Genomic DNA, 25,426 nt, shown 5'->3' with positions numbered 1-25,426 from the left:
GCCCTACTGGCTATAGTCCCCGCCGGTAACTGGAATCAGGGCGGTGGCTTCGGCCGCCGCCTTTTTCCTTTTGTGGACCGCCCGAAGAAAATTGCCGTTTTTCGATAAATACTTCTGGAAACCCGCTCCCCGAGTATTATATGATTATCGATAAGACAGCAGAGGAGCCAAACAGATGGCCTTCACCACCGAAGACATGATCCTGATCGAGCAGCGCGCCGCCAATGAGAAGAAAAGCGCCGGCGCCGCCTATCTCCTCTGGTTCTTCCTCGGCTGGATCTCGGCCCACCGTTTCTATCTTGGCAAGCCGGTCACGGCGATCCTGCAGATCATCAGCTATTTCTTCCTCATCGGCTTTGTCTGGTGGCTGCTCGATCTGATCCTGATCCCGGCGATCATCGACCAGAAGATGGAAGACGCCCGCGCCGATGCGGCCCAGGCCATGCGCCGCCGCCGCTCCGCTTACTGACCGCAGCTGTTCTCCTCCCGCAGCTGCGCCCCAAGGGCCCCGGAGTTCCCCCTGCTCCGGGGCCCGTTGCGATCCGGTGCATCCTTCCTGATCCGGCTTGACAGATATTTTCAATATTTTAGAAATATTATCAAGATCAGGAAGGAAATGCACATGTCTGACTACGCTCGCGGCAAAGGCCTCTCCAGCGCCGTCACCTATGCCGACCCCAACAGCTGCCTTCCGCTGGCTGGAAGAGGCGTTCGGTTTCGAGCCGCTTCTGGTCATCCTCGACGAGAACGAACAGATCGCCCATTCGGAAATGACCTTCGGCAGCGGCCTCATCATGGTCGGCAGCGAATGGTCGGAAAACCATCGCAGCCCGAAAAACCTCTCCGGCAAGAACACCCAGTCGGTACATGTCCAGCTGGCCGCGGGCGAGGACATCGACGCCCATTGCGTGCGGGCGCAAAAGGCCGGAGCCGAAATCCTGCAGGCCCCGGATGATCAGTTCTACGGCGACCGCACCTACCGCGCCCGCGACCCCGAAGGCCATGTCTGGACATTTGGCGTCACGGTGAACCAGCTCTCCCCCGCCGAATGGGACAAGGCCTCCGGCGGCAGCCTAAAGACCCGCGACCGGCTGTGAGCCAGCCTGCCCGTCTCGACACCCTGTTCACCGCCCTGGCAGACCGCGACCGGCGCCGGGCGGTGGAACTGCTCGGCGCGCGCCCCCACAGCGCCGGGGAACTCGCCGCGGCCCTTGGCCTGCCTGCGCCTGCGATGAGCCGCCATCTGCGCCTTCTCAAACAGGCAGGCCTCGCCGAGGAAAGCCATCCCGACTTTGATGCGCGTGTACGGATCTACTCCCTGAAGGAGGGCGCGATGGCGGATCTGAAACTCTGGCTGGCAGAAACAGAGGCCCTCTGGGCCGGCCAGCTCTCCGCCTTCAAGGCGCATGTTGAAGCCAGGGCAAAGGGCACGAAGAAAGCGTGAGCGCCGTCATCGTCTCCCTGCGCGTGCCCGTCAGCCCGGAGGAAGCGTTCGACATTTTCACCGGAGAGATCGCCGCCTGGTGGCGCCCTTCCGCCCTCTTCCAGCTCACCCCGCGCGGCGATGGCACGCTGAGCTTTGAGGGCGAGGCCCGCCTCATCACCACGCTGGCGAGCGGCAAGGTGTTCGAGATTGGCCACGTTACCGCCTGGGAGCGCGGCCAGCGCCTCGCCTTCTCCTGGCGCCAGGCGACCTTTACGCCAGATCAGGTGACCTCGGTCGAGGTGACGTTCGAGGCCTTGGGCGAAGACACCCGCGTCACGGTCACCCATCGCGGCTGGGACACCATCCCGCAGGAACACGTCGCCCGCCACGGCTTCCCCCTCGCCGCCACCCAGATGCGTCTCGCAGAATACTGGCGCGCCCAGCTGGTGTCGCTCAGCCAGGCCCGCAAATTGCCGTAAACCGATTTCACTGCGCCGGCTCGCCTCTAGGGCGCTGAGTAAAGCCGGTAAACGCCAGGATAGCTTTCCAGCCGCCCGGCCCTCAACAGGGCTGCTGCAATGTCCGGCCTGTTCAGCAGCGCCTGGAAATCGCGGCTCATGCGCTCGCCAGGACTACCCGGCAGGTCCGGCAGCAGGACCGGATGTGGCTGCGCCATCGCAATGAGTTCCCGCGACCAGGCGGGATTCTCGAGGATCGCGAGCATCAGGTCGCCCGTTGCCGCCTGATCGAGATAAAGAAAGATGTAAAGAAAGGCGATCGGCGCCTGCCTCCAGCCGCCATCATCCTCGAGTTCGGCAAGACTGATCTCCGGGACAGGCGAGGCTGTTTTCATCAAATCACTGATTGATTCATATATATCGAGCCATCCCAATCCCTCATCCGAAAGGCCGGTCAGGCTCGCGCCCTCCACCCAGGCACTGGGCGCAGGATCCTTGCCCAACCTGACGGCACGGTGCATCTCCTCAAACATCTGGTTGACGCTCGGCCCCTTCGTCAGGCTCGACTGATCTCCGAGCGCGGTTCTCAGGAACATGCGCCGGGCGCCCGAAATGTCTCCGCGCTGCTCCAGCAGAATAGCATGCGCGCGCAGGATATTGCGGCCAAAGGGCTCTGCATCCACATATTTGAAGTTTCTCGGCGAAAATATCCTGTCGGCATAGCGCTGGGTAAGGACAAATGCCGCCTGCGTATCGCCCAAGGCCAGATGCATATCGATCAGCTCGGAGGCCGGCTGCAATCTGTCTGGCGAGGCCTCGATGATCCCCGGCAGGGCAGCAACCTGCGCCTGAATGAGGCGATTCACATCGGCGATGGCGTCAAATCCCTCTATACGCCACAACTCCCTGAAATCACCTTCAGTCCGGACTCGGATCATGCTGTACGCAGACAAAATTGTGCCCACGACAGCGAATGCCTCCTGCTTGCGTCCCGAGGCGAGGAGGAGACGCGCGCGCTCAACCTTCAGGAAGTCGCCGCCCGCATATGAAAAGCTCGGCTTGTATGTCTCTGAAAGCTCGTAGACGAGCGTCTTTAAACTGTCCTCGTCCTGATGATAGATCAGATCAGAGACAAGGAACTGCAGAGTTTCCGTTGCGATCCTGTCTCGCAGATGAGGAATGTCAGAAAAGTAGGTAAGCCGCGAAACTGCATCTTCGTAATTGCCATCCATGACGTCCAGATCAAACTGCAGAAAGTTTGCATCGGGATAGTCCGGCTTCTCGAGTAACGCCTCCAAGAAGGAGCCATTCCATGTTTCGTCATCGCCTTCAAGATCGCGGTGACGTTCCGCAATCCCCCGGTGAAAGAGGATGATGGCTCTCTCTTCACTGGGAACATCTCTCCAGGCAGGCGAGTACCGGAAGGCGTTTATGGAGGCCCGGCCCATGCCCCCGGCGACGGGGCAGGTCCTGGCGGGCCTCACCCTGCGCGATGGCGCCGGAGCCCGGCAGGCCTTCGCAATTGCATGGCCAGACAGCAAAAAAATCCCCTCCCCATGCCGGCTGCAATGTGATTCAGTACACGGCTTATCCACCGGGGTGATGATGACCGAGCAATGTCCCGCGCCCGGGCCCTGGCAGGCCCGCATCGAGAAGGAATATGCCAGCGCCGGGAAAGCGCCGCCTGCGGCGCGCCCGAAATTGAACTGCCATGTCGACCGGCTGATCGCGGCCGGGGGCGAGCTTGTCTGCCATGTCGTTTATGTCCCGCCCGGGGGCGCCCATGCCTGGCGGTCGTCCCGCCGCCGCATCGCCAATGGCGAGCTGCCGCTGACCGATTTCGGTGTAGTGATCGCCTCCAATCCCGGCCTGAAGCCTGCGCCCGAGACCCTTGATCTGCTGCGCCGGAAATACGGCTTTGATGCCTGAACCTTGATGCCGCTGCGGCAAGCGACATTGACGCCGCCGCTTGCCTCGCCGACAGTCGGGCGCATGACCCGCGTTCATCTCCTTGCCGCCGCCCTCGTTTGTGCTGCCTGTGCCAGCGCGCCGCCCGGATTGTCCGAAACGATGCCCAAAGTGGCCGAAACTGTCCCCGAAATGGCCGCGCCTATCCCCGGGTGGCGGGCCGTTGACCCGGAAAATCTCATCATTCTAACGCTGGAAACAGGCACCGTCGCCATCGAGCTTTACCCAGAAGCTGCCCCCGCCCATGCCACCCAGATCCGACAAGCGGTCCGTGAAGGCTTCTATGACGGGGAGTATTTCTACCGCGTCGTCGAAGGCCACGTCGCCCAGGCAGGGCGCGAATTCGACATGGCGATAGCCGCATGGCCCACCTTACCCTTTGAAGCAGAACGGGAAATTTCCGCCGAGGGCTTTGCCCCGCAGGGCAACGCGGACCTCTACGCCCCGCAAGTCGGCCACCGGCAGGGCTTTGCTGTCGGCCGCGACGGGAACCGCGAATGGCTGCTCAACTGCCCTGGCGCCCTTGGCATGGCCCGCGACAACAACCCGGAAAGCGGCTCCACCGAAATCTTCATCCCCCTCCAGCCAAGACGCTATCTTGACCGCAACTACACCATCTTTGGCCGGGTCATCGGCGGAATGGAGTTCATCCACCGACTGCCCCGCGTTGATCCGTCAACAGAAGATGAGATGAACGCGATCTTCGGCGAGGACCCAAAGCTTGCCCACCAGATCAGCCAGTACCGACGCTCGAAACTCGCCGAAAACCAGATCCTCTCGGCCCGCATGGCCGCCGATATCCCCGTTGACGAACGCCCGGCCTATGACGTGATGGAGACCGCGTCAGCCGACTGGGAAGCCCTCAAGACCTCCAAGCGCGACTATGCCGGCATCCCGGCGCTCGTCTCGGTCCCGCCCAAGGTGCTGGACGTCTGCTCCCTGCCCGTGCCCGCCCGACGGGTGGGCGAGTGACCGGGTAACGGGCAGTTGCGCCCCCGCGCGCCAACCTTACGCAATTATAATCTGGCCTGAATCCAACAGGAAACAGAGCACTAGCCTTCGCCCTCCCGTGGCAGGCGAAATCGCGGCCGTCTCCTGCCTTGCCAGCCTTGCCTGCCCATTGTTTCGTTTGGATCTGGGAGCCACTGGCACGGCCGGTCCGGACGAGCATGGCTTGTGCCCGGGGGTCGGCGTAAGTTTGGGCTTGGCGAGGCAGGGCGGCGTGGGAATGGCATTTGAAGGAAAGACACAAGGTCCGGAGAAATACTCCGAGATCGAAGGCAAGGCACAGACCGGGCGGCGGTGTTTCGTCATCCTGCCCTATCCGGCCAGCGACGAGGAAGCCTCCGCGCCTGATTTTGACGCTGTGTTCGAGGAGCTGATCCGCCCGGTGATCGAGGACCTCAACCTCGACATCATCCGCGCCGACCGGGTGAGCCGCTCCGGCCTCATCCACAAGGAAATGATCGAGAACCTCCTTGAATCCGATGTGGTGATCGCCGACGTCACCCTCGGCTCGCCCGACGTGTTCTTCGAACTCGGCATCCGCCAGACCGCGCGGCGCGCAGGCACCGTGATCCTGCGCCATGCCCGCTCGACGGCGCCCTTCTCCATCTCCGGCATGCGAGCGGTGGACTATGAACTGGAAGCGCGCGGGGGCATTTCGCGCCAGCAGGTGATCGAGGATTGCCGCACCCTGTTGCGCACCCATGTCCGCAATAGCCTCGACAATCCGAGCACGGACAGCCTGATCCACACGCTGGTGCCGGGGCTTGACGTGTCCCTGCCCGGCCGCATCATTCCCGAGCGGCGCTACATCTCTTACCGGGCAAGCCCGGCCGGGCCGAAGGCCCCCAAGCTGATCGAGCTGGTCACCGGCGACATTGCCGACATTGATGACATCGATGTCTGGGTGAACCCGGAAAACACGCGGATGGAATTTGGCCGCTTCCATGAGGGGTCGGTCTCTGCCGCCATCCGCTATCTCGGCTCGCGGCGCGACCGGCACGGCTTCGTGCGGGACGACACGATCGCCCGCCTCCTGGCCAGCCGCGCGGGCTGGCACCAGCAGCGCACCGGGGTGGAGCCCGCCACTGCCCTCCTGACCGGGCCGGGCATGCTGAAGAAGACCAACAAGGTGCGCCTGCTGGTCCACGCCGCCGCCTATCAGGGCGAACCCGGGCGCGGCTACCGGCTGATCGGGGCCTATCGCAAATGCGTCAGCAATGCGCTGGCCGCCGTCGACCAGGAAAACAACCGCTTTGGCGCCAAGATGAGCCCGAAGACGGCGCTCAAATCTGTACTTTTCCCCCTGTTCGGCACGCGCAGCGCCGGAGACAGCCCGCATGAACGCGCGCAGGGCCTGATCCAGACCGCGCAGCAATACCTGTCTAACTGGCCCGATTCAAAGATCGAACGGGTGGCCTTCCTATGCCATACTCAGGCTGACCTTGAACTTGGCCAGGCTGCGCTTTACCGCATGGGCCTGCGCCCGGTCTCGGTGCCGCGCAGCGGGCGCTGAACCGGTTTCCTGTGAGTTTTGCCCGGTTGCGGCGAAATGCACATCTTGCGGCGTTAACGCATTTTAAGCACTATATGTGGTGTCTTGAACATCACCTAGGCCAGATTCGCTGGCCACCGCCGATAGCTGAAGAATGGAGCCTGCCCGATGGCAAATGTACGCACTGACCTCCCCGGCCTGCTGACGCCGAGCAATGCCTACAAGCCGTTCCGCTATCCGTGGGCCTATGAGTTCTGGAAGAAGCAGCAGCAGGTCCACTGGATGCCCGAGGAAGTGCCCCTCGGCGAGGACTGCAAGGATTGGGCGGTCAAGCTTTCGGACGCCGAGCGCAACCTGCTGACCCAGATCTTCCGTTTCTTCACCCAGTCGGATGTCGAAGTCGGCGCCAACTATATGGAACACTACATGCCGCTGTTTAAGCCGGTAGAAGTGTCCATGATGCTGGCCTCCTTCTCCAATATGGAGACGATACATGTGGCGGCCTACGCGTTGCTGCTGGAAACCATCGGCATGCCGGATTCGGAATTCTCCGCCTTCATGGAATACAAGGAGATGGCCGCCAAGCACGACTATCTCGGCCAGTTCGGCACCGAGACTGATGAAGACATCGCCGTCTCGATGGCTGTGTTCGGTGCCTTCACCGAAGGGCTGCAGCTCTTTGCCTCCTTCGCCATGCTGATGAATTTCCCGCGCTTCAACAAGATGAAGGGCATGGGCCAGATCGTCACCTGGTCGATCCGCGACGAGAGCCTCCACTGCGAAGGCATGATCAAGCTGTTCCACGCCTTCTGCGCCGAAACCGGGGTAATGACCGACGCCCTGCGCGAGCGCATCCGCGAGTGCTGCCGCACGGTGGTGGCACTGGAAGACAAGTTCATCGAGCTCGCCTTCGAGATGGGCCCGGTCGAAGGCATGACCGCCGACGACATCAAGAGCTATATTCGCTACATCGCCGACTGGCGCCTCGGCCAGCTCAAGCTCGAGCCGATCTACGGCCTCACCAAGCATCCGCTGCCCTGGTTGTCGGAAATCCTCAACGGGGTCGAGCACGCCAACTTCTTCGAGCAGCGCGCCACCGAATACTCCAAGGGCGCCACCCGCGGTGACTGGCACGGCGATGACGGCGTCTGGAGCCGCTTTGACGAACGCCGCAAGACCGCCGAGAGCGTCCCGGCGGAGTAAGTGTCGCTTCGGAGCGATATTCTCGGCTGGGTCATTGGTGAGCTAAGCAGCATTGACGCAGCTGACCCGGCCGCAAGGTCGGCGCTCTACAACGCGCTGCGCCAGCAGGTAAAAAAGACAGGCGCCTTCGGGGCACTCCCGGAGGCTGTCCTCCCCCATCTTGAAAGCGCCATCGCCCGTCAGGAAATGCAATGGCTGCGCGAGACGGGTCGCAGCGTGGAGCTTCCGCCGGCTGAGACCCGCGCTCAAGCGCAGGCACGCCCCTCTAAAACCAGACCTGGAAAGGCCTGGCGATGGCCCGTCCATGTGACGGGTCCACGCGAGCCACCGGGGCCGCCGCCGGGAGACGCCGAAGGCCCCTTTGCAGATCATGTGTACGACACGTTCACGCTCGTCACGCCGCCCGGTCCTGCCGAGTTGAGCGTTAACTGGACTTTCGATCCTGCTTGCCGGCTGACTGCGGAGTGCGCGGCAATCGGGTTTCGGTTCTCGACGCGTGCGGCAAGCCTGACTCATGCGATCACGCATCTTGAGACGGCGCTTCAGGCTGGCGGACTTTTCCTGCCAGAGGCCCTTGGACAGCTGCGCGGCAACAAGCCCTGATCTGCCATTTGCGCCCACGCCCCTGCCCCGCTAATGTCCGCCGGGTTCCATGAGCACTGACGATTCCTCCACAGGCGATGACGCCACCGGCGCCCTCTTCGGGGGCGGGGACGCGCCCGCGCCCGGCAAGACCTATGAGGTGCTGGCGCGGAAGTATCGCCCGCGCCGCTTCGAGGACCTGATCGGCCAGGAAGCGATGGTGCGCACGCTCTCCAACGCCTTCGAGACGGGCCGGATCGCGCATGGCTTCATGCTGACCGGCGTGCGCGGGGTGGGCAAGACGACCACCGCCCGCCTGCTGGCCCGGGCGCTGAACTTCGAGCCGAAGGCCGATACCAAGGGCAAGAAGGGCAAGGCCGCGGGCCCTTCCATTCACCTTGACCCGCCCGGCGAGCATTGCGACGCGATCATGGCGAGCCGGCATCCCGATGTGCTGGAGCTTGATGCAGCCTCGCGCACCGGCGTGGCCGACATGCGCGACCTGTTGGATTCGGCCCGCTATGGCCCGGTCTCAGCGCGCTACAAGGTCTATATCATCGACGAAGTTCACATGCTGTCGAATGCGAGCTTCAACGCTTTGCTGAAGACGCTGGAAGAGCCGCCGCCACATCTGAAGTTCATCTTTGCGACGACCGAAATCCGGAAAGTTCCGGTGACGGTGCTCTCGCGCTGCCAGCGGTTTGATCTCAAACGCCTCGATAGCGGCGAGCTGGCGCGCCACCTAGGCAATGTGGCCCGCAATGAGGGGGCGAATGTTTCCGAAGAAGCCCTCGCCCTGATTGCGCGGGCGGCCGAAGGGTCTGTGCGCGACGGGCTTTCCCTGCTCGACCAGGGCATTGTTCAGACGACGGATGGCGGGGAAGTCAGTGGCGCGGCCGTGCGCGCGATGCTGGGCCTGGGCGACCGGGCGCGCCTCCTGGACGCGGTGGAGAAGGCGGTTTCGGGCAACGCCAGGGGCGCGCTCTCCGAAGTGCGCGAACAGGTGGCGGGCGGGGCAGACCCGGCGGTGATCCTGAAAGACATCCTCGACATTGCCGCAGATATTTCCGTGGCGCAGGCGACGGGCGACGACTGGTCCCCGGCAGGCCCGGCGGACTGGGCAAACCGCACCAGGGCGCTGGCGCAGCGCCTGACCCCGGCGCAGGCGGCGCGTAACTGGCAGCTGTTGCTGTCTGGCTATGGCGACCTGCAGGTGGCGCCGGATCCGGCTACGGCGCTGAACATGGTGATGCTGCGCCTGGCAGCGGCATCCACCCTGCCCTCGCCGGAGGAAGCGGCGCGCATGATCGCCGAGGGGTCCCGGCCGCCGGGAAAGGATAGCCCGCCCCTTAAGGCTCCGCCGCAGGCACCCGGCGGCATCGAGAGCTTTGCAGACATGATCGCCCTGATGGCGGGGGCGCGCGAAGTGGGGCTGCAGGTCGACACCGAACGGTTCGTGCGGCCCTCCCATTTTGAGCCCGGAAAGCTTGCCTGCGCGCTGGCGCCTGGCGCCCCGCCGGGGCTGCTGGGCCGGCTGAAAGCGTTCCTGGAGAGCTACAGCGATCTGGAGTGGACGGTGGAGGAAGCCGACACCGATACCGAGTCCGTGCGCGAGCGGGAGCGGCGGGAAAAAGCCGAGCGGATCGAGAAGGCAAAGCGTGACCCGCTGGTGGCGGCAACCCTCGCCGCAATCCCCGGCGCGGTGATCCTGGATGTGGCAGATCCGCTTTCCCCGCTTGAAAACGAGGACGGGCAGGACGATGTGCCCAGTAATGTAATCCCTTTGAAAACCCGCCGGCCGGCCTGACGGAGACAAGATCACCATGAAAGACCTCGCCCAGATCATGCAGCAGGCCCAGGCCATGCAGGCCAAGATGGCTGAAGTGCAGCAGAAGATCGAAGCCACCGAAGCTGATGGCGTTGCCGGGGCGGGCCTTGTGCGCGTGAAACTGCGCGGCAAGGGGGAAATGGTATCTGTCACCATCGACAAGAGCCTGATGGGGGATGAGCCCGAGATCATCGAGGACCTGATCAAGGCGGCCCATTCGGACGCCCGCCGGCGCCTCGACCAGGCGATGGAAGAGGCGATGAAGTCTGCCACGGCCGGCTTTGGCGGATTGCTCCCGGGATTCAAGCTGCCGTTTTAAGGCGCCGCGTGACACGGGGGCCCGGGCCCCTATAACATCACGGGATGACCGCGCCGCCCTTCACCCCAGACTTTCGTGTCCCTGAACCGCGCGGGCTCTGCACCGATTGCGGGGTTTCGCGAATGGCCGATGCCAAGGCCTGCGGTCGGGCGTGCCAGTTCATCAAGCCTGATTATCCGGGCCTTGAGACCCGCATGCATGGCCGGGCGCGGGATAATCTGCAGCCGGATGAAACCGGGTTTGGCGTGTTCCGGCGGATGCTGCGGGCAAGGCTGACGCCACCCAAGGAGGGCGCGCAGTGGACGGGGATTGCCAGCCGGATCGGCGAACGGCTGCTGGAGACGGGCGCGGTCGAGGCGGTGCTGACTGTGGCGCCCGACCCGGAAGACCGCTGGAAGCCGAGGCCGGTGATCGTGATGCGGGCGCAGGACATGGCCGGGTGCCGCGGGATGCGGATGGGCTATTCTCCGCTGGTAGCGCTGATGGAGGAGGTGGCGGTGCGGGGACTGAAGAAGGTCGCGCTGATCGGCATTCCCTGCCAGGTCTATGCCGTCCGCGCGCTGGAAGAAGAGTTCGGGCTGGAAAAGCTCTATGTGATCGGTACGCCGTGCTCGGACAATACTACGACGGAGAATTTCCATACATTCCTCGCGCTACTGGACGACGCCCCGGAGACGATTTCGTATCTGGAATTCCGCGCCGATTTCCGCGTCGAGCTGCGCTTTGATGACGGGCGGAAAAAGCTGATCCCGTTCCTCTCGCTGCCGATCTCGAAACTGCCGCGTGATTTCTTCCCCCTCACCTGCCGGACCTGCGTGGATTATACCAATGCGCTGAGCGACCTCACGGTCGGCTACATGGCGGGCGAAGGCGACCAGTGGCTGATCGTGCGCAATGAGCGGGGCGAGGAACTTGTCGCGCTGCTCGGCGAGGAGCTGGTTTCCAGTCCGCCCGGATCATCCGGCAAGCGGGCGCCGCATGTGGCGGCCTTCATTGCCAATGTCGAGCGGGCAGCCGGCGGCCTGCCGCTGCGGTCGATGCCTGACTGGGTGCGCCCGCTGGTTTCGTTCCTGCAGCCACGCATCGGGCCCAAGGGGCTGGAATTTGCCCGGACAAGACTGGAAATGAAGGCGGCGGAAACCGTGATCCATCTGCGCCGGGAAGAACCCGGAAAAATCAAGAACATGGTGCCTGCCCATGTCTGGCGGCTGCTGGAGGCGTATGGGCTGAAGCCCGCCGACGGCGAGCGGAAGGACCCGGGATGACACGCCCAACAGACTCAGGCAGAAGGCCTCCCCATGTCCCAACGTTCTGCCGGCCCTGAACTTCTGCGCCTGATTGACCTGATCGCGAAGCTGCCGGGGCTTGGCCCCCGGTCGGCGCGGCGGGTGGCGCTGCATCTATTGAAACGCAATGACACGCTGCTGAAGCCGCTGGCCGAGGCGCTGGCCGAGGCGGGCGCGAAGATCCAGAAATGCCAGGTCTGCGGCAACTTCGATACGGTGCAGCCCTGCGCGGTGTGCCAGATGCCAGGGCGCGATGACGGCATACTCTGCGTGGTGGAAGACGTGCCTGACCTCTGGGCGCTGGAGCGCGGGGACGCGTTCCGGGGGCGCTATCATGTTCTGGGCGGGGCCCTGTCCGCCATTGACGGGATCGGGCCGGAGGACCTTGGCATTGCAAGCCTTGTGGCCCGGGTCGAGGCGGGCGGAGTGCGCGAGGTGATCCTCGCCCTCAATGCAACAGTGGATGGTCAGACCACGGCGCATTATGTGGCCGACCTTCTGGCCGGGAAAGGCGTTGATGTGACAAGGCTCGCGCATGGGGTTCCTGTAGGCGGAGAGCTCGATCATCTTGATGATGGCACGCTGGCGGCAGCGCTGCGGTCGCGGCGCGGCGTTTAGCCGGGATCAAGCAGGCGCGTGGCGCCCTGGGCGTCAGCCTGAACCACACTGACAATGCGTCGGTTGACGGCGTTGATGTGCGCGCTGGGCGCATCTGACGCCGGGCCGCTCGCCAGCACGGACCGGGGCTTTTGCCCGATCAGCCTGCGCCGGATGCAGGGCCGGATGGCTGGCGGCGAGAGGGGCGAGCTTTTCACCACTTCTGGGCGCACTCCTGGCCCCGTCTTTCGGCAATAGACACTTTCCGTCACTTCGCGCCATTCCGGACGCTTTGTGGTCAATCCCGGCCAATGACGGTTTCACTGGCCGAGTGTAGGGTAAGCTTCGCGCAGATCTGTCTGGATACGCATGATCTGGTTGAAGTTTTTCGCTTCATTGTCGCCGCGATCGGAGGCGAGGCGGTATTCGGACGCATACTGCTTAGCCAGGATGCCCTGCACCTCCCCCCGCTCGGCGCAGAGCTGGCGGGCCGTTTCGGCATAAGAATAGACCGTATTGCCATCGCTGATGGTGCCGGCCTGGCCCGCATGGAAGAGGTTGAAGAGGGTCTGTTCTGCCTCGGCGGGGCATTCGGCAGGGGCCGCGCCCGCCTCTGGCGTCTCTGCGCTGGCGTAAGCGGGAACGAGGCCAAACAGGGCGGCGGCGAAAACGGCGCGAAAGAGCATTCGGGGAGCATCCTGGATCAATCTGGCACAACAAATAACCGGGACTGGAAATGACGCCCAGCCACCGATTCGGGGGGCTTTGTTCCAACACCTGTTCAGTTGTTGGGCAGGATTGCCCGGCTGGGGGCATTTGCGGGCGGAAACGCAGCTATTCGCGCAGTCGGCGCGGAGCGTCATTGCCCCGTCGCAGAAGCAGACTAATTGTTGCAATGCAGCATGAGCTGGGCCGCTCCGGTCAAGGCCACGGCGCGCGGGACCCGTCCACCGGGACCGCGCTCACCGTACCGGAGCAGGATAAGCCCCCGGACGCGCTGCGGGAGGAGTTTTCCTGCCGGCGCGTCCGGCGCTAACTCTGAAGGACTAAATCAATGCTGAAAGCTACCTCGATGATCCTGGCCGCTGCCATGGTTCTCACCCCTTTTGCCGCCGCAGAGTCGCTCAAAGAAGTGACCCTGAAGATGAACTATGACCCTGCCCTTCTGACCAGTGAAGACGGCGCCGAGACGATCGTGACGTCCCTGAAGCGGGAAGCCCGCAAGGTCTGCTCGCAGCGTGTACCCGCTATGGGCGCGGTGTATGTCGACGAAACCTGCGCCGACGCGCTGGTAAAGGCGGCAATCCAGCAGATCCATGTCGATGTCAGCACCTCGGGCGCAGACATCACCCCTGGCTTCCAGCGACTGGCTGCTTTGGACTACGCGCTCGCCAACTAAAGCCTCCCCATCCTCCGGAACAACGCCAGACCAATGTTTCCTCCCGGTCCGCGGCGTTGGAGGGGCCACCTGAGGCCAAAGGGTGGCCCCTCACCCCGGCATGTCTGCGCGCGCCGAGATTGCCGCGTTTTCCCGTTTTTCCTCTTGACGCTAGGGAATGCTTCCCTAGCGTAAGGGTTGGGCAGCGAGGGGCTGCCTGACCCCGGACACGGGCCGCAAAAGGCCCGAACGGAACAAGCGCCGGAAGGCGGGAGGAAACAATGTTGACACTTAATACAGGGCCATCGCGCCTGAGCCTTGCGGCCATTCTGGCCGTACCGCTGGTCTATGGACTGTTTCTGGCTGCCAATGCGCTGATCACCGTCAGCGATATCCGGCTGGACGAAAAACCCCAGCGGGCGCTGACCCGTGTGACCCCGCAGATGCAAACGACCGGGGAGATCCGCACCAAGTCGAAGCCCCTGCCGCTGGAAGCTGCGCAGAAGCCCCCGCCGATGGACCGGACAGACGTGCAGACAAGCGGCATTGGCCCGATCGGGCCGGTCTGGGCCGGCCAGACGCCGGGACAGTACGACATCGGAAAGATCAGTTTCGGGGCGATATCCGCCAGCCCGATTGACGGGCGCGAGCTCGTGGCGGTGCGCCCGCCTGTGCTGACGATGCCGCAGGCGGCGCTCTCGCGCGGAATTTCCGGCAGCTGTGACGTCTACTTCGATGTGGATACGGCCGGGCGGCCGCAGGATGTGGTCGCGAAGTGTACGGACAATATGTTCAAGGCCGAGGCCGAAAGGGCCGTGCGGCGGGCGGAATTTCTCCCCGCCATCCGCAATGGCCAGCCCGTCGTTCAGAAGAATGCGATCTATCCGCTTGTCTTCGAGGTGAACTGACGGGCGCGCCGGGGCGGGCCCCGCCCCGCCCCGGCGTCAGCCTGGCCGGCCGCTAATGGTTGACCGGGGGGGCGGGCCCGCCAATATGACGGCGGGGTGAGTTTCGGGGAGCCTATGCGATTCCAATCGAGACGTGTTGATCTTGCAGCCGGGCTGCTGGGGCTGGTGATGCTGGCTTCGCCCGGCAGCGCGCTGGCGCAGGGCGAAGACGCAGGCGGCGAGGCGGCAGACGCTGTGGAAGCGGCCTGCGCGGCAAGCCATGGCGAAGCCTGCCTCGCGCTGGGCGAAGGGCTTTTTCTTGCAGGCGGCGATGCGGCCGGGGCGCTCGGCCTCTTTGCGCAGGCGTGTGAGCTCGACGTGGCGCGGGCGTGTTTCCGGCTGGGCACAGAGCTGGAGTTTCCCGACTTTGGTGCGCCAGACGCCGAAGGCGCGCTGGCAGCATATATGCGGGCCTGCGAGCTGGACCTTGAGGACGGGTGTGACCGCGCGGGGATAGAGCCCGCCTCGGAGGCGCCGCAGCATCTTGTGGAGGGGCCTGCCCTCCCCCTCGACGTGGGCGCGCCGGACGCGGAAGACCGCAACGCGCCGATGATCGTGACGGCGTCCGTTTCGCCCGTGCGGGAGGCGGCTGTCAGCGAAGCGGCCCTGCCGGGCTTTGCAAGCGAGGCGCTGCCCGACCTAGATTTCGGGAGGGCGAGCGCCGGGGCGAACGCGGCGGCGGAACTTTCTGAAGACGGTATGGGAAGCGAGGCAGCCGAAGCGGTGGCTGAGCCGACCGAAGACGAATTGCTGGCGCAGGAGCGCGGGGCAATGGAGGTTGCCTGCGGGCGGGGCGAGGCCGAGGCATGCGAGCTCTTTGCTGCCTGGCTGCGCGACGGGACGGGGGGAGCACCTGACCCTGCGCGGGCGCGGAGGATCTTTTCGGTGATCTGCACGCAAGGGTCGGTTAAGGGCTGCTATGAGCTGGCCTGGATGATGTATGATGCGGGCACGGACGAGCTGGAGCTCTCACGCGCGCGGTTCCTGTTTTCCGAAACGTGCAAGGCGGGCGTGGCCGAGGCGTGCCTGCAGGCAGGCGACATGCGCCGTAGCGGCGAAGGCGGCCGGGCCGATGAAGACGGAGCCGCGCGGCTTTACGCTGTGGCGTGCGAGGCGGGGCTGGACGCGGGGTGCCTCATGGAGGCGGAGGCCGCCGTGGATGTGGAGCGCGCAGACGCTGGAGCACTGGAAGCGTTTGACGCGGAGATGGACGCGCCGGATTCGGGCAACGCCGAAGCGGACGCGGAGTTCTCCGACAGCTGAAGGAATGGCATCACACGGGAAGGTCCCGGATCACCGCATTGCGGTGTCCAGGATGATACGGGGGCCGTTGCGCGTGACTTATTCGCTGGTGGGGGTGTGGTCTTTCTGGCGGGTCTTGCCGACGCCGATGACCATGCCGAAGCCCAGGAGCGTGACCGCGCCGACGAAAATCCAGGTAAGCGCGATGCCCAGAAGGAACGCGCCATAGGCGAGACCGGCGATGAAAAGCAGGAAGCCGATCAGATAGATAGCAAAGGACGACATGGGATACCTCCACACACATTGTGTTCGGAGGAGTAACGCGGCGCGGGGGCGATAGGTTCCCGGGGCATATGGGCGCAAAAAGGCCCTCTCCGGCAGAGAGGGCCTTTTGCTGCGGCCAGAGGGTCCCGGAAAAGCGCTTTGCGCTTTCAGGGATGACACCCTTGCTTATGCGTCGGCGGTCTGTTTGGATCGGCGTTTACGGTCGTTGGGGTCGAGCCATATTTTCCGCAGGCGGATATTCTTGGGCGTAACTTCGACGAGTTCATCGTCGGCGATGTAAGCCAGGGATTTTTCCAGCGTCATCATCAGCGGCGGGGTGAGGCGGACGGCTTCGTCCGTTCCCGAGGCGCGCATGTTGGTGAGCTTCTTTCCCTTCAGGACGTTCACTTCCAGATCGTTCTCGCGGTTGTGTTCGCCCACGATCATGCCGCCATAAACCTTGGCGCCGGGATGGATCATCATCGGGCCGCGGTCTTCCAGGTTCCAGAGGGCGAAGGCAACCGCCTCCCCCTGCTCCATGGCGATCAGGACGCCGGTGTGGCGGCCCTGGATCTTGCCTTTGTAGGGCGAGTATTCGTGGAAGATACGGTTCATGATGGCGGTGCCGCGGGTGTCCGACAGCAGCTCGCCCTGATAGCCGATCAGGCCGCGCGTGGGCGCGTGGAAGACCAGGCGCGTGCGGCCAACGCCGGAGGGGCGCATGTCGAGCATCTCGGCTTTGCGCTCATTCATCTTCTGCACGACGATGCCGGAATGTTCGTCATCGACATCGATGATGACTTCCTCGATGGGTTCCAGCTTCTCGCCATTCTCGCCTTCCTGCATGACGACCTGCGGGCGGGCGACGCCGAGCTCGAAGCCTTCGCGACGCATCGTCTCGATAAGGACGGAGAGCTGAAGCTCGCCCCGGCCGGAGACGGTGAAGGCTTCGGCATCCGTAGCGCGCTCGACCTTCAGGGCGACATTGCCTTCGGCTTCCTTCAGGAGGCGGTCCCAGATGAGGCGCGAGGTGACTTTGGTGCCTTCTGTGCCGGCCAGCGGGCTGTCGTTGACACGGAAGGTCATCGAGATGGTCGGCGGGTCGATCGGCTGGGCCGCAAGCGGTTCGGTGACGGAAGGGTCGCAGAAGGTGTCGGCCACGTTGGCCTTGGTCATGCCGGCGAGCGAGATGATGTCGCCTGCCGAACCTTCGTCCACGGGCACGCGCTCAAGACCGCGGAAAGCGAGGACTTTCGAGACACGGCCCTGCTCGACGAGGCCGCCTTCGCGGTTGAGCACCTTGATCGACTGGTTTGGCTTGACGCTGCCCGAGAGGATGCGGCCGGTCAGGATGCGTCCGAGGAAGGGGTCTGCCGAAATCGTGGTGGCAAGGAAGCGGAACGGGCCGTCGGCCACTTTGGGCGTCGGGACGTGATCGACGACCAGCTGGAAGAGTTCATCCATGTTGGGGCGGACCTCTTCATACTGGGTCGACATCCAGCCCATCTTGCCCGAGCCGTAGAGGACGGGGAAATCGAGCTGCTCATCGGTGGCGTCGAGGTTTGCGAAGAGGTCGAAGACTTCGTTGAGGACTTCGTCCACGCGGCGCTCGGCCTTGTCGATCTTGTTGATTGCCACGATGGGGCGCAGGCCGAGTTTCAGGGCCTTGGAGACCACGAATTTGGTCTGCGGCATGGGGCCTTCGGCCGAATCGACGAGCACGATCACGCCGTCCACCATATCGAGGATACGCTCCACTTCCCCGCCGAAGTCAGCGTGGCCGGGGGTATCGACGATGTTGATGCGGTAGCCGTTCCACTCGACCGAGGTGGTCTTGGCGAGGATGGTGATGCCGCGCTCTTTTTCGAGGTCGTTGGAGTCCATCATCCGCTCGGCCGTCTTTTCGTTGGCGCGGAACGTACCGGACTGTTTCAGGAGTTCGTCAACGAGCGTGGTCTTGCCATGGTCAACGTGGGCGATGATGGCAATGTTGCGCATCTTTTCGAGCGGCGTGGTCATAGGGTCAGGCTTTCCGGCGGGCGGCGTTCGGGAGGAAAAACGGGCGCTGTCTGGTGGGTTTGGCGCGCACGTAGCAGACAAGCGGCGTTTTGACTATGCCGGAGCGGCATGTTTTGACGCTGGGCCCGCCTGCCTTTCCGGGCCTTGACGGGGCGGGCCGCGCCCGGCAGCACGGAAGGCATGCACCCGCCCTTTGCCACTGCCCCGCTGCTCTCCGGATTTTCCGGGCTATCCCATGGTTACTTCGGCCGGAAAGGCGGGGTTTCCGGCGGGATTTATGAGAGCCTCAATTCCGGCGAGGGATCAGGCGATGATCCGCGCAACATTGCCGAAAACCGAGCCCGGATTGCCGGGTCGATGGGGACGAAATGGCTGCTCTCCTGCTATCAGGTGCATTCGCCCGATGTGGTAACGGTGACGGCGCCCTGGGATGAGCGGCCGAAAGCCGACGCGATGGTGACGGACCGGCCGGGGCTCGCCCTCTGCATCCTGTCGGCAGACTGCACCCCGGTCCTTTTTGCAGACCCAGATTCGGGCGTGATCGGCGCGGCGCATGCCGGTTGGAAAGGCGCAATCGGAGGCGTACTGCTGCGCACGCTGGAGGGGATGGAGGCGCTGGGCGCAAAGCGGGAGCGCATCCGCGCCGCGATTGGCCCGGTCATCCAGCAGGCAAGCTATGAGGTGGGGCCTGAGTTCCGCGAGACGTTCATCAGCCAGGACGCAGGCAGCGGGGACCTCTTCACTCCCGGCAAGGGCGACCGGTTTCACTTTGACCTGCCGGGCTTCTGCCAGCGTCAGCTAATTTCCGCCGGGACGAGCGCGGTGTTCAATCTCGGCCATGACACCTGCGCGATGGAAGATACCTACTTTTCTAATCGGCGGCGCAACCTGCGCGGCGAGCCCGATTATGGACGGAATGCTTCGGCGATTGTCATTCAGCGCTGAGATACTGCGGATTCCAGAATCCTGTGGCTTGCGACTCGGCAGCGCCTGTTACAAAAGCGTCGCGAACCCCGCCGGTCAGAAGAGAGCCCGCCCATGAAGCTGATTTCCTGCAACGCAAACCGGCCTCTGTCTGATGCCATCGCCGATTACCTCGACATGCGGCTGACCCGCTCAGAGGTGAAAACCTTCGCCGACCAGGAAATCTTCGTCCGGATCGACGAGAATGTCCGCGGGGAGGATGTGTTCGTCATCCAGTCGACCTCCTACCCGGCCAACGACAATCTGATGCAGCTCCTGATCATGATGGACGCGCTGCGCCGCGCCTCGGCCCGGCGCATCACCGCCGTGATCCCCTATTTCGGCTATGCCCGCCAGGACCGCAAAACCGATGGCCGCACGCCGATTTCAGCCAAGCTCGTGGCAAACCTCATCTCGACCGCTGGCGCTGACCGCGTGCTGACGGTCGACCTGCATGCCGGGCAGATCCAGGGCTTCTTCGATATTCCGACCGACAATCTCTTTGGCGGGCCCGTGATGGTGGACGACATCAAGGAGCGTTACGGCAAGGAGAAGATCATCGTCGTCTCCCCGGACGTGGGCGGGGTGGTGCGCGCGCGCTCGCTCGCCAAGCGGCTGGATGACGCCGACCTTGCCATCGTCGATAAGCGCCGGCCCGAGTCGGGCAAATCGGAAGTGATGAACATCATCGGCGATGTCAGCGGCGCGCGCTGCATCATGCTGGACGACATGTGCGACAGCGGCGGCACCCTGGCGAACGCGGCTGCGGCGCTGAAGGAGCATGGGGCCAGCTCGGTCTCGGCCTATGTGACGCATGGCGTCCTCTCGGGCGCGGCGGTCAGCCGGATCGAGAATTCGGTGCTCGATGAGCTTGTGATGACAGATACGATCCAGCCGTCTGAAGAAGCGCTGAAATCGAAGAATATCCGTGTGCTGCCGATTTCACCGCTGCTGGGCGAAGCAATCCGCCGGATTGCGAATGAAGAGAGCGTGTCGAAGCTGTTTGACCGTTAGGCAAACAAAAGCCCGCGCGCATGGCGCGGGCTTTCCTTGCTTTCCAGACGGATTACGCCGTGGCGCGGGCGAGGGCGCAGTGGGACCAGAGCTCTGAGAGGGCCTGGACGAGTTCCTCGATGTCAGCGTCAGTGTGGACCGGCGAGGGCGTGATGCGCAGGCGCTCTGTGCCCTTGGGGACCGTGGGATAGTTGATCGGCTGGACGTAGATGCCGTAGCGCTCCATCAGCCAGTCCGAGATCATCTTGCACTTGACCGGATCGCCGACCATGACCGGGACGATATGGCTCGGGTTTTCCATCGCCGGGATGCCGATTTCGCGCAGGCGGCGGCGGACCTTGCGGACGCGGTCCTGCTGCTGCATCCGCTCCCAGTTGGATACCTTCAGATGGCGGATCGATGCCTGGGCGCCGGCCGCGATATGGGGCGGGAGCGCCGTGGTGAAGATGAAGCCGGACGCAAAGCTGCGGACAAAGTCGACCACCGCGGCCGAGCCGGCGATATATCCGCCGACGACGCCAAACGCCTTGCCGAGCGTGCCTTCGATGATGGTGAGCCGGTCCATCAGGCCTTCCCGCTCGGCAATGCCGCCGCCGCGGGGACCATAAAGGCCAACCGCGTGGACTTCATCGAGATAGGTCATCGCGCCGTATTCCTCAGCGATGTCACAGAACTCCGCAATCGGAGCGATGTCGCCATCCATGGAATACACGCTTTCAAAGGCGATGAGCTTGGGCACGTCCGGGTCCAGCGCATCGAGCTTGCGGCGGAGGTCTTCGGGATCGTTGTGGCGAAAGACCTTGCAGGGGGCGCGACTGTGGCGGATGCCTTCGATCATCGAGGCGTGGTTGAGCGCATCCGACAGGATAACGAGGCCGGGGATCTTGGCGCCAAGCGTGCCGAGCGTGGCCCAGTTGGAGACATAGCCGGAGGTGAAGAGGAGCGCGGCTTCCTTGCCGTGCAGGTCTGCCAGCTCCTGCTCAAGCAGGACATGGTAATGGTTGGTACCGGAGATGTTCCGTGTACCTCCGGCGCCGGCGCCGCAGGTTTCGAGAACCTCATGCATGGCAGAGAGCACTTCGGGATGCTGGCCCATGCCGAGATAATCATTCGAGCACCAGACCTTGACGGGCTCTTCGCCGCGCTCGCCGCGGAACACGGCCTTGGGGAAAGCCCCCTTCTCGCGCTCTATGTTGGCGAAGACGCGGTAGTTGCCTTCCTGGCGCAGCGCGTCGAGCTCACTTTGGAAATGCGCTTCAAAATCCATGGGTCAACCCCTCCATTTCTCTTTGTTTTCTGGGTGTTTGTGTGCGTGTTCGTGAACGGCCGGCTTGATGGCCCACCCCCACAGTGATGGGTCCCGCAGGGGCAGGACCAGGGCCCAATGTTCTATCAGGGCAAGGACGGTAATAGCGGTAAGCAGGAGGAAGCCGGCCGACTCAAAGCTGCCCGGAGGATAGCCGAAGGCCTTGAGCGCGAGCCAGACCGAGAGGCTGGTGATGACGACGATGGCCAGGGCAAAGACCGAGCCTGGCGCGCGGCGGCTGAAATAGGTTTTCAGATAGTCCAGATGGCGTGGCATAAACTGGTCTGTGATGTTGGGCGCGCCGGAATAGACGACGAGCTTGGCGCAGATGCGCGCCGCCCAGAGAATGAGATAGGCCCAGAAGGCAAACTGGTTGGCAGCGCCCCAGCTGATGACGCCGAGAATGACGGCATGGGCGGCAATGGCGATCTCGTGATGGAATACGGTGGCGAAGGCGGCGCGGAAACGGCTGGTTCCGGTGGCGCCCTCAGGACAGGCTTCACGCGAGGAGCCGGTGAGGAAGCCGGTGAGGAACATCACCTCATGCCAGGCCCAGAGCATCAGGCCCGCGCCGAAGCCGAGATAGGCTGCCTGCACGCTGGTCTGGTCCCGCAGGGCTATGACAAGAAGGGTTGCCCCTGCGAGCACGGCGGTAGCGCCCCAGGCAGTCCAGACATGCGTGCGGCGGGGCAGACCGATCAGGAAAAAGATCGCGCCCGTGCTCAGCCACCAGGCGAGCGCCGCAAACAGGACCGGAGGCAGGTAGTCCGACATCCGCGCGGTTACCAGACCGGCTCGAGCCGAACTTTTTCCGGCAGGGTGTTTTTCCGCACCGGGCGGAAGTAGAGGCGCAGGAATGTCCAACCCGCCGAGAGGGCGAGGCCTTTTCCCTTGAGCCAGCCGAGGGGACCGGTGCCTTTGAGTTCCTCCATCCGGTCAGAAATGATGCGCAGGCGCTCGAGGCCTTCTCGGAATTCGGGGGCATCGATGTCAAGCTCGACCGGGAAAACCTGGCGGGCGATGACATTCGTCAGCTCAAAGACCTTGTAATCATACTCTGTGGGGTCAACGCCAAGGGCCGCATGGAAGGCCGGGCGGCGATGGTCGCGGACATACATGGTGGCGTAGACAGCGAGCAGGAAGAAGCGGATCCAGTAAAGGTTTCCGCCCTTCAGGAGGGTGGGGTCTGCGCGCATGATGAGGGCGAAGGCTTCGCCGTGGCGGAACTCGTCATTGCACCATTGTTCAAACCATTTGAAGATCGGGTGGAAGCGCAGTTCAGGATGCTTCTCGAGCTGGCGGAAGATGGTGATGTAGCGGGCATAGCCGATCTTCTCGGAGAGATAGACCGAGTAGAGAATATATTTGGGTTTGAAGAAGGTGTACTTCTTCTTGCGCGTCAGGAAGCCGAGATCGACGCCGATACCGAAATCCTTGAGGACGAAGTTGATGAAGCCGGCATGGCGGGCTTCATCCCGGCTGAGATATCTGAAGAGGGCGGCCATGTCCGGATTGCTGACCTGGCGAGTGATTTCTCGGTAGAGGACGCAGCCGGAAAATTCCGAGGTCAGCGAGCTGACAAGGAAGTCCACAAACTCGGTGCGCAACTCGGGCGAGAGGGTATCGAGGATGTTGTCGAACTCAGTGGTGCGCTTGAAATGGGTGCGGTTTGGATCGGCCGCCATTTCAGCGATCAGCGCGTCCCACTCTTCGCGGACGGGGGAGATATCCATCGCGTCTATCGCGTCAAAGTCCGTCGTATAGAAACGCGGGCTGAGCATCGTTTCCTGGAGGGCGAGCGTGTTGGTGTCGAAGGCGCGCGGGGGCGCTTCGAGGGCGCGCATTTCGTCGGCGGTCAGCGTTGCTTCCATTGCGGTCATTGGTCAGACCCTCCCATCACTGAAGCTCACTTCGTAAAGTTCGGTGAGCAGAAACATGGCATGCAGGCGTGTCAGCGCCCGCTCGATAAAATTGGCGCGTGTGAGCGTGGCGACGCGGCGCAGGACGAGGCGCTCTCCGAACGGCACGGAGACCGGAGCGCCATGGACAAAGACGCGGTCGCCGATACCCGGCTGGACGCCGCCATCAAGCTCAACATGCGCCTCAAGGGAGTCAAAGGTGTGCTCGATCCGGAGCGTACACGGAACAGTCAGCTTGCGGGGGCTCATCGCGCGGCTCTCCCCTCTGCGAAGAGGCGCTCGAATTCGGCAGCGTTGTCCTTGCCGAAGGCGTCGAGGCTAACCCATTGGCCGGTCGCGGGATCTTCCAGAATGAACCGGCCATTGCCGGTCAGGTGGAGGGAGAAAGGCGGGCCGGCGCCGAGGCCGTTCTGAGCGCGGTCCAGCGCGAGGGAGCGCAGTGATGTGCGCACGAAGCCGCCGGTTTCCGGCGCCCATGTGTGGACGACGGCGCCCGTGTCTGCGTCCAGCGCGAGGATTTCCCCGCCTTCCCCATCGGCAAACCGGAAGGAGAGCGTATCGACCGTCAGGGGGCGCCAGTCGGAGGTGTGGGCCGAGCCGGTGAGCCGGACCACAGAGACGCCGAGCAGGGCGAAGACAACCAGGGCGGCGCAGGCCATCAGCAACGCCCGCGGCGGGTGGTGGTCATGATCATGCGGGACGGAGGGCGCAGCTTGGTCGGACATGGACAATCTCCTTATGACAGGCTGGGGGCAGCTGCCGGCGGCAGGGAGGGCGAGGCGGTTTCCCGCGCGGGGATCGCGCTGACGCTGACCCGGTCTGGCGCGTAGGCGGTAATGGCGCCGGCAAGGATGCGGGAAACCGAGGTGACATCCTTCAGGCACCGCAGGACAGGACGCGGGCGGGCAAACCGCAGCGGCCGGGCATGGGGCCAGAGGCGCAGATAGCTGAGGCCGCCGGACGCCGAGAGGACAAGCTGGACATCCCCCTTGACAGGGCCATGACGCTGGAAGTCCGCCGAGGCAATCTTCTCAAAGGGCAGGTTCACATATTTGCGGATGGCGACGCCGTAGCGCAGCACCACGCGGCGCGAGGTGATCGAATAGATCGTCGAGCGGGCCATGGCCCAGGCCAGCAGGAGGATCAGCCCTCCGCCGATGGCGAGCCCGGTGAGCGCGCTCATCAGTAAGCCGCCAATCAACTCGGGCGATCCAGAAGAGGCCGCATTCGTGGCGCGCCAGGCGCCAACGGCCAGGAAATAGGCGAAGACAAAGCGGATATGAAAGACATGGACGGCGAAAGCGGCAATGTCCGGGCTGCCCTGCCAGAGCAGGCGCTCGCCCTCGGGCAGGCGCTGGGGGAAGCCGCGAACGGGCTCGCCTCCCCCGTCTTCTTCATCATGAAAACCGATCATAGCAGGGGCTCCAGACGCTCGGGCGTGGCATAGAGCGTGCCGGCCCCGTAATAGGCGCTGACCATATCTTCTTCCAGACGGGTGATCTGGTCGGGGTTGCGCAGTTTGGGGACGTCCACGAAGTGAACGGCCTTGATGGCATCCACCTCAATGCGGCGGCGGCTTTTCGAGATGTTGCAGAATGGCACTGGCAGCAGGACGCGCGCGCCCGTCCCTGTCAGCGTGACTTCAAAATAGCGGATGATGGCTTCAGCCCGGTCGACCCAGAGGTCCGTTACCGTTCCGGCGGTGACGCGGTCGAGACCAACAACGGGAAGCCCGCGCGGATCAAGGTCCTTGCCCGAAACAGTATATTCCGGATGAAGACGATAAGGCACGATCCGGTTGGATCCATCCCAGTTGAGGTCTGGCTCGTCGAGGCGCTGGGCATAGGAGCCGGGACCGACGGCCGAAGTCATCGGATCGCCATCGGGCTCCATCGGCGCACCCGGCCACGGGGCTGTGCGGCGCATCGCGTGGGCGCGGGTATCGGCCGGGCCATAGCTCATTTCGATCGAGCCGCGACCGTTGGGCAGATTGAAGGTTTTCTTGGGTGGGAAAAAGAAAATGCCCGCGCCTTCTGAGCGGCCGGTGGTGTCTTCTTCCAGCGGGTAGCCTTCCCGCGCACCTTCGCGGAGCAGGTAATAGATCAGGATGAAAAAGAAGATCGTGAAGGCCCATAGGCAGACGTCCACGAGATCTACGCCATTTACGAATTCACCACGGAACATCATGACTGGTCTCCTTCAATGGT

29 protein-coding genes and 1 pseudogene are annotated in these 25,426 nt (G+C 63.7%); 18 read left to right on the top strand and 12 right to left on the bottom strand.

The window, feature by feature from the left end; translation table 11 throughout:
- Nucleotides 1–175: 175 nt before the first annotated feature.
- The 4 genes and pseudogenes from KG722_RS12685 to KG722_RS12670 all read left to right on the top strand — a co-directional run bounded on the left by KG722_RS12685 (nucleotide 176) and on the right by KG722_RS12670 (nucleotide 1,905).
- A complete protein-coding gene (locus KG722_RS12685) occupies nucleotides 176–469 on the top strand; it encodes a TM2 domain-containing protein (RefSeq protein WP_300998499.1) in 294 nt (97 codons plus the stop codon).
- Nucleotides 470–622: 153 nt separating this feature from the next.
- A pseudogene (locus KG722_RS12680) lies at nucleotides 623–1,097 on the top strand (VOC family protein).
- Nucleotides 1,094–1,444 (top strand): metalloregulator ArsR/SmtB family transcription factor, encoded by a 351-nt coding sequence (locus KG722_RS12675; protein WP_213272157.1) that lies wholly within the window; start codon nucleotides 1,094–1,096, stop codon nucleotides 1,442–1,444. The pseudogene KG722_RS12680 and the gene KG722_RS12675 overlap by 4 nt, the downstream one beginning before the upstream one ends.
- The gene (locus KG722_RS12670; protein WP_213272155.1) at nucleotides 1,441–1,905 is read left to right on the top strand and encodes an SRPBCC domain-containing protein; all 465 of its coding nucleotides are present in this window, start codon (nucleotides 1,441–1,443) and stop codon (nucleotides 1,903–1,905) included. Before KG722_RS12675 ends, KG722_RS12670 begins: the two co-directional genes overlap by 4 nt.
- A 26-nt stretch (nucleotides 1,906–1,931) precedes the next feature.
- Here the strand turns inward: KG722_RS12670 and KG722_RS12665 are convergent, their stop codons facing one another.
- Nucleotides 1,932–3,332, bottom strand: a complete 1,401-nt coding sequence (locus KG722_RS12665; protein ID WP_213272153.1) for a hypothetical protein — start codon at nucleotides 3,330–3,332, stop codon at nucleotides 1,932–1,934.
- Nucleotides 3,333–3,489: 157 nt separating this feature from the next.
- Between KG722_RS12665 and KG722_RS12660 the strand changes: the two genes are divergently transcribed.
- The 9 genes from KG722_RS12660 to recR all read left to right on the top strand — a co-directional run bounded on the left by KG722_RS12660 (nucleotide 3,490) and on the right by recR (nucleotide 12,188).
- Nucleotides 3,490–3,813, top strand: a complete 324-nt coding sequence (locus KG722_RS12660) for a hypothetical protein (RefSeq protein WP_213272151.1) — start codon at nucleotides 3,490–3,492, stop codon at nucleotides 3,811–3,813.
- Nucleotides 3,814–3,876: 63 nt separating this feature from the next.
- Nucleotides 3,877–4,824 carry a peptidylprolyl isomerase gene (locus KG722_RS12655; RefSeq protein ID WP_213272149.1) on the top strand — a complete coding sequence of 316 codons (948 nt, stop codon included), beginning with the start codon at nucleotides 3,877–3,879 and terminating at the stop codon, nucleotides 4,822–4,824.
- Nucleotides 4,825–5,080: 256 nt separating this feature from the next.
- Entirely contained in the window at nucleotides 5,081–6,373 is a 1,293-nt protein-coding gene (locus tag KG722_RS12650) for a hypothetical protein (protein ID WP_213272147.1), read from the top strand.
- 147 nt (nucleotides 6,374–6,520) lie between these two features.
- Nucleotides 6,521–7,555, top strand: a complete 1,035-nt coding sequence (locus KG722_RS12645) for a ribonucleotide-diphosphate reductase subunit beta (RefSeq protein WP_213272145.1) — start codon at nucleotides 6,521–6,523, stop codon at nucleotides 7,553–7,555.
- Nucleotides 7,556–8,158: a hypothetical protein gene (locus KG722_RS12640; RefSeq protein WP_213272143.1), complete on the top strand. Its 603-nt coding sequence runs from the start codon at nucleotides 7,556–7,558 to the stop codon at nucleotides 8,156–8,158.
- Between the two features lie 49 nt (nucleotides 8,159–8,207).
- The gene (locus KG722_RS12635) at nucleotides 8,208–9,944 is read left to right on the top strand and encodes a DNA polymerase III subunit gamma/tau (RefSeq protein WP_213272141.1); all 1,737 of its coding nucleotides are present in this window, start codon (nucleotides 8,208–8,210) and stop codon (nucleotides 9,942–9,944) included.
- Nucleotides 9,945–9,960: 16 nt separating this feature from the next.
- Entirely contained in the window at nucleotides 9,961–10,284 is a 324-nt protein-coding gene (locus KG722_RS12630; protein ID WP_162545984.1) for a YbaB/EbfC family nucleoid-associated protein, read from the top strand.
- A gap of 44 nt (nucleotides 10,285–10,328) precedes the next feature.
- Nucleotides 10,329–11,549 (top strand): Coenzyme F420 hydrogenase/dehydrogenase, beta subunit C-terminal domain, encoded by a 1,221-nt coding sequence (locus tag KG722_RS12625; RefSeq protein ID WP_366910241.1) that lies wholly within the window; start codon nucleotides 10,329–10,331, stop codon nucleotides 11,547–11,549.
- 33 nt (nucleotides 11,550–11,582) lie between these two features.
- Nucleotides 11,583–12,188, top strand: a complete 606-nt coding sequence (gene recR, locus KG722_RS12620) for a recombination mediator RecR (RefSeq protein WP_213272139.1) — start codon at nucleotides 11,583–11,585, stop codon at nucleotides 12,186–12,188.
- Here recR and KG722_RS12615 read toward each other — a convergent pair.
- Both KG722_RS12615 and KG722_RS12610 read right to left on the bottom strand, forming a co-directional pair.
- A complete protein-coding gene (locus tag KG722_RS12615) occupies nucleotides 12,185–12,385 on the bottom strand; it encodes a hypothetical protein (protein ID WP_213272138.1) in 201 nt (66 codons plus the stop codon). The two genes, recR and KG722_RS12615, sit on opposite strands and share 4 nt — an antisense overlap.
- A 102-nt stretch (nucleotides 12,386–12,487) precedes the next feature.
- On the bottom strand, nucleotides 12,488–12,853 hold the full coding sequence (locus KG722_RS12610; RefSeq protein ID WP_213272137.1) for a hypothetical protein: 366 nt from the start codon (nucleotides 12,851–12,853) through the stop codon (nucleotides 12,488–12,490).
- Between the two features lie 368 nt (nucleotides 12,854–13,221).
- Here KG722_RS12610 and KG722_RS12605 point away from each other — a divergent pair, with 368 nt between their 5' ends.
- The 3 genes from KG722_RS12605 (at nucleotide 13,222) to KG722_RS12595 (ending at nucleotide 15,755) form a co-directional block, all read left to right on the top strand.
- The gene (locus KG722_RS12605; protein ID WP_213272136.1) at nucleotides 13,222–13,566 is read left to right on the top strand and encodes a UrcA family protein; all 345 of its coding nucleotides are present in this window, start codon (nucleotides 13,222–13,224) and stop codon (nucleotides 13,564–13,566) included.
- 260 nt (nucleotides 13,567–13,826) lie between these two features.
- Entirely contained in the window at nucleotides 13,827–14,453 is a 627-nt protein-coding gene (locus tag KG722_RS12600; protein ID WP_213272135.1) for an energy transducer TonB, read from the top strand.
- Between the two features lie 114 nt (nucleotides 14,454–14,567).
- Nucleotides 14,568–15,755 (top strand): hypothetical protein, encoded by a 1,188-nt coding sequence (locus KG722_RS12595; RefSeq protein ID WP_213272134.1) that lies wholly within the window; start codon nucleotides 14,568–14,570, stop codon nucleotides 15,753–15,755.
- 78 nt (nucleotides 15,756–15,833) lie between these two features.
- Here the strand turns inward: KG722_RS12595 and KG722_RS12590 are convergent, their stop codons facing one another.
- Both KG722_RS12590 and typA read right to left on the bottom strand, forming a co-directional pair.
- Complete coding sequence (locus KG722_RS12590) at nucleotides 15,834–16,019, bottom strand: hypothetical protein (RefSeq protein ID WP_213272133.1); 186 nt, start codon at nucleotides 16,017–16,019, stop codon at nucleotides 15,834–15,836.
- 165 nt (nucleotides 16,020–16,184) lie between these two features.
- Complete coding sequence (typA, locus tag KG722_RS12585; protein ID WP_213272132.1) at nucleotides 16,185–18,017, bottom strand: translational GTPase TypA; 1,833 nt, start codon at nucleotides 18,015–18,017, stop codon at nucleotides 16,185–16,187.
- Between the two features lie 180 nt (nucleotides 18,018–18,197).
- Between typA and pgeF the strand changes: the two genes are divergently transcribed.
- Both pgeF and KG722_RS12575 read left to right on the top strand, forming a co-directional pair.
- On the top strand, nucleotides 18,198–18,962 hold the full coding sequence (gene pgeF / locus KG722_RS12580; RefSeq protein ID WP_213272131.1) for a peptidoglycan editing factor PgeF: 765 nt from the start codon (nucleotides 18,198–18,200) through the stop codon (nucleotides 18,960–18,962).
- Nucleotides 18,963–19,055: 93 nt separating this feature from the next.
- Nucleotides 19,056–19,994: a ribose-phosphate pyrophosphokinase gene (locus KG722_RS12575; RefSeq protein ID WP_213272130.1), complete on the top strand. Its 939-nt coding sequence runs from the start codon at nucleotides 19,056–19,058 to the stop codon at nucleotides 19,992–19,994.
- 52 nt (nucleotides 19,995–20,046) lie between these two features.
- Here the strand turns inward: KG722_RS12575 and hemA are convergent, their stop codons facing one another.
- The 7 genes from hemA to puhA are packed head-to-tail and all read right to left on the bottom strand — an operon-like array spanning nucleotide 20,047 to nucleotide 25,406.
- Nucleotides 20,047–21,261, bottom strand: a complete 1,215-nt coding sequence (gene hemA, locus KG722_RS12570) for a 5-aminolevulinate synthase (RefSeq protein ID WP_213272129.1) — start codon at nucleotides 21,259–21,261, stop codon at nucleotides 20,047–20,049.
- A gap of 3 nt (nucleotides 21,262–21,264) precedes the next feature.
- The gene (gene puhE / locus KG722_RS12565; RefSeq protein WP_213272128.1) at nucleotides 21,265–22,074 is read right to left on the bottom strand and encodes a putative photosynthetic complex assembly protein PuhE; all 810 of its coding nucleotides are present in this window, start codon (nucleotides 22,072–22,074) and stop codon (nucleotides 21,265–21,267) included.
- 8 nt (nucleotides 22,075–22,082) lie between these two features.
- Entirely contained in the window at nucleotides 22,083–23,144 is a 1,062-nt protein-coding gene (gene acsF / locus KG722_RS12560; protein WP_366910252.1) for a magnesium-protoporphyrin IX monomethyl ester (oxidative) cyclase, read from the bottom strand.
- Between the two features lie 39 nt (nucleotides 23,145–23,183).
- Nucleotides 23,184–23,468 (bottom strand): hypothetical protein, encoded by a 285-nt coding sequence (locus KG722_RS12555; protein ID WP_213272126.1) that lies wholly within the window; start codon nucleotides 23,466–23,468, stop codon nucleotides 23,184–23,186.
- Nucleotides 23,465–23,944 carry a photosynthetic complex assembly protein PuhC gene (gene puhC, locus KG722_RS12550; protein ID WP_213272125.1) on the bottom strand — a complete coding sequence of 160 codons (480 nt, stop codon included), beginning with the start codon at nucleotides 23,942–23,944 and terminating at the stop codon, nucleotides 23,465–23,467. Before puhC ends, KG722_RS12555 begins: the two co-directional genes overlap by 4 nt.
- Before the next feature lie 11 nt (nucleotides 23,945–23,955).
- Nucleotides 23,956–24,633, bottom strand: a complete 678-nt coding sequence (gene puhB, locus KG722_RS12545; RefSeq protein ID WP_213272124.1) for a photosynthetic complex putative assembly protein PuhB — start codon at nucleotides 24,631–24,633, stop codon at nucleotides 23,956–23,958.
- Nucleotides 24,630–25,406, bottom strand: a complete 777-nt coding sequence (puhA, locus tag KG722_RS12540) for a photosynthetic reaction center subunit H (RefSeq protein ID WP_213272123.1) — start codon at nucleotides 25,404–25,406, stop codon at nucleotides 24,630–24,632. Before puhA ends, puhB begins: the two co-directional genes overlap by 4 nt.
- Between the last annotated feature and the right edge of the window lie 20 nt (nucleotides 25,407–25,426).

Source organism: Hyphomonas sp. (assembly GCF_018402285.1).
Taxonomy (GTDB): Bacteria; Pseudomonadota; Alphaproteobacteria; order Caulobacterales; family Hyphomonadaceae; genus Hyphomonas.
The sequence above is the reverse complement of the archived record's forward strand: the minus strand, read 5'-3'. Positions and strand labels throughout refer to the sequence as shown.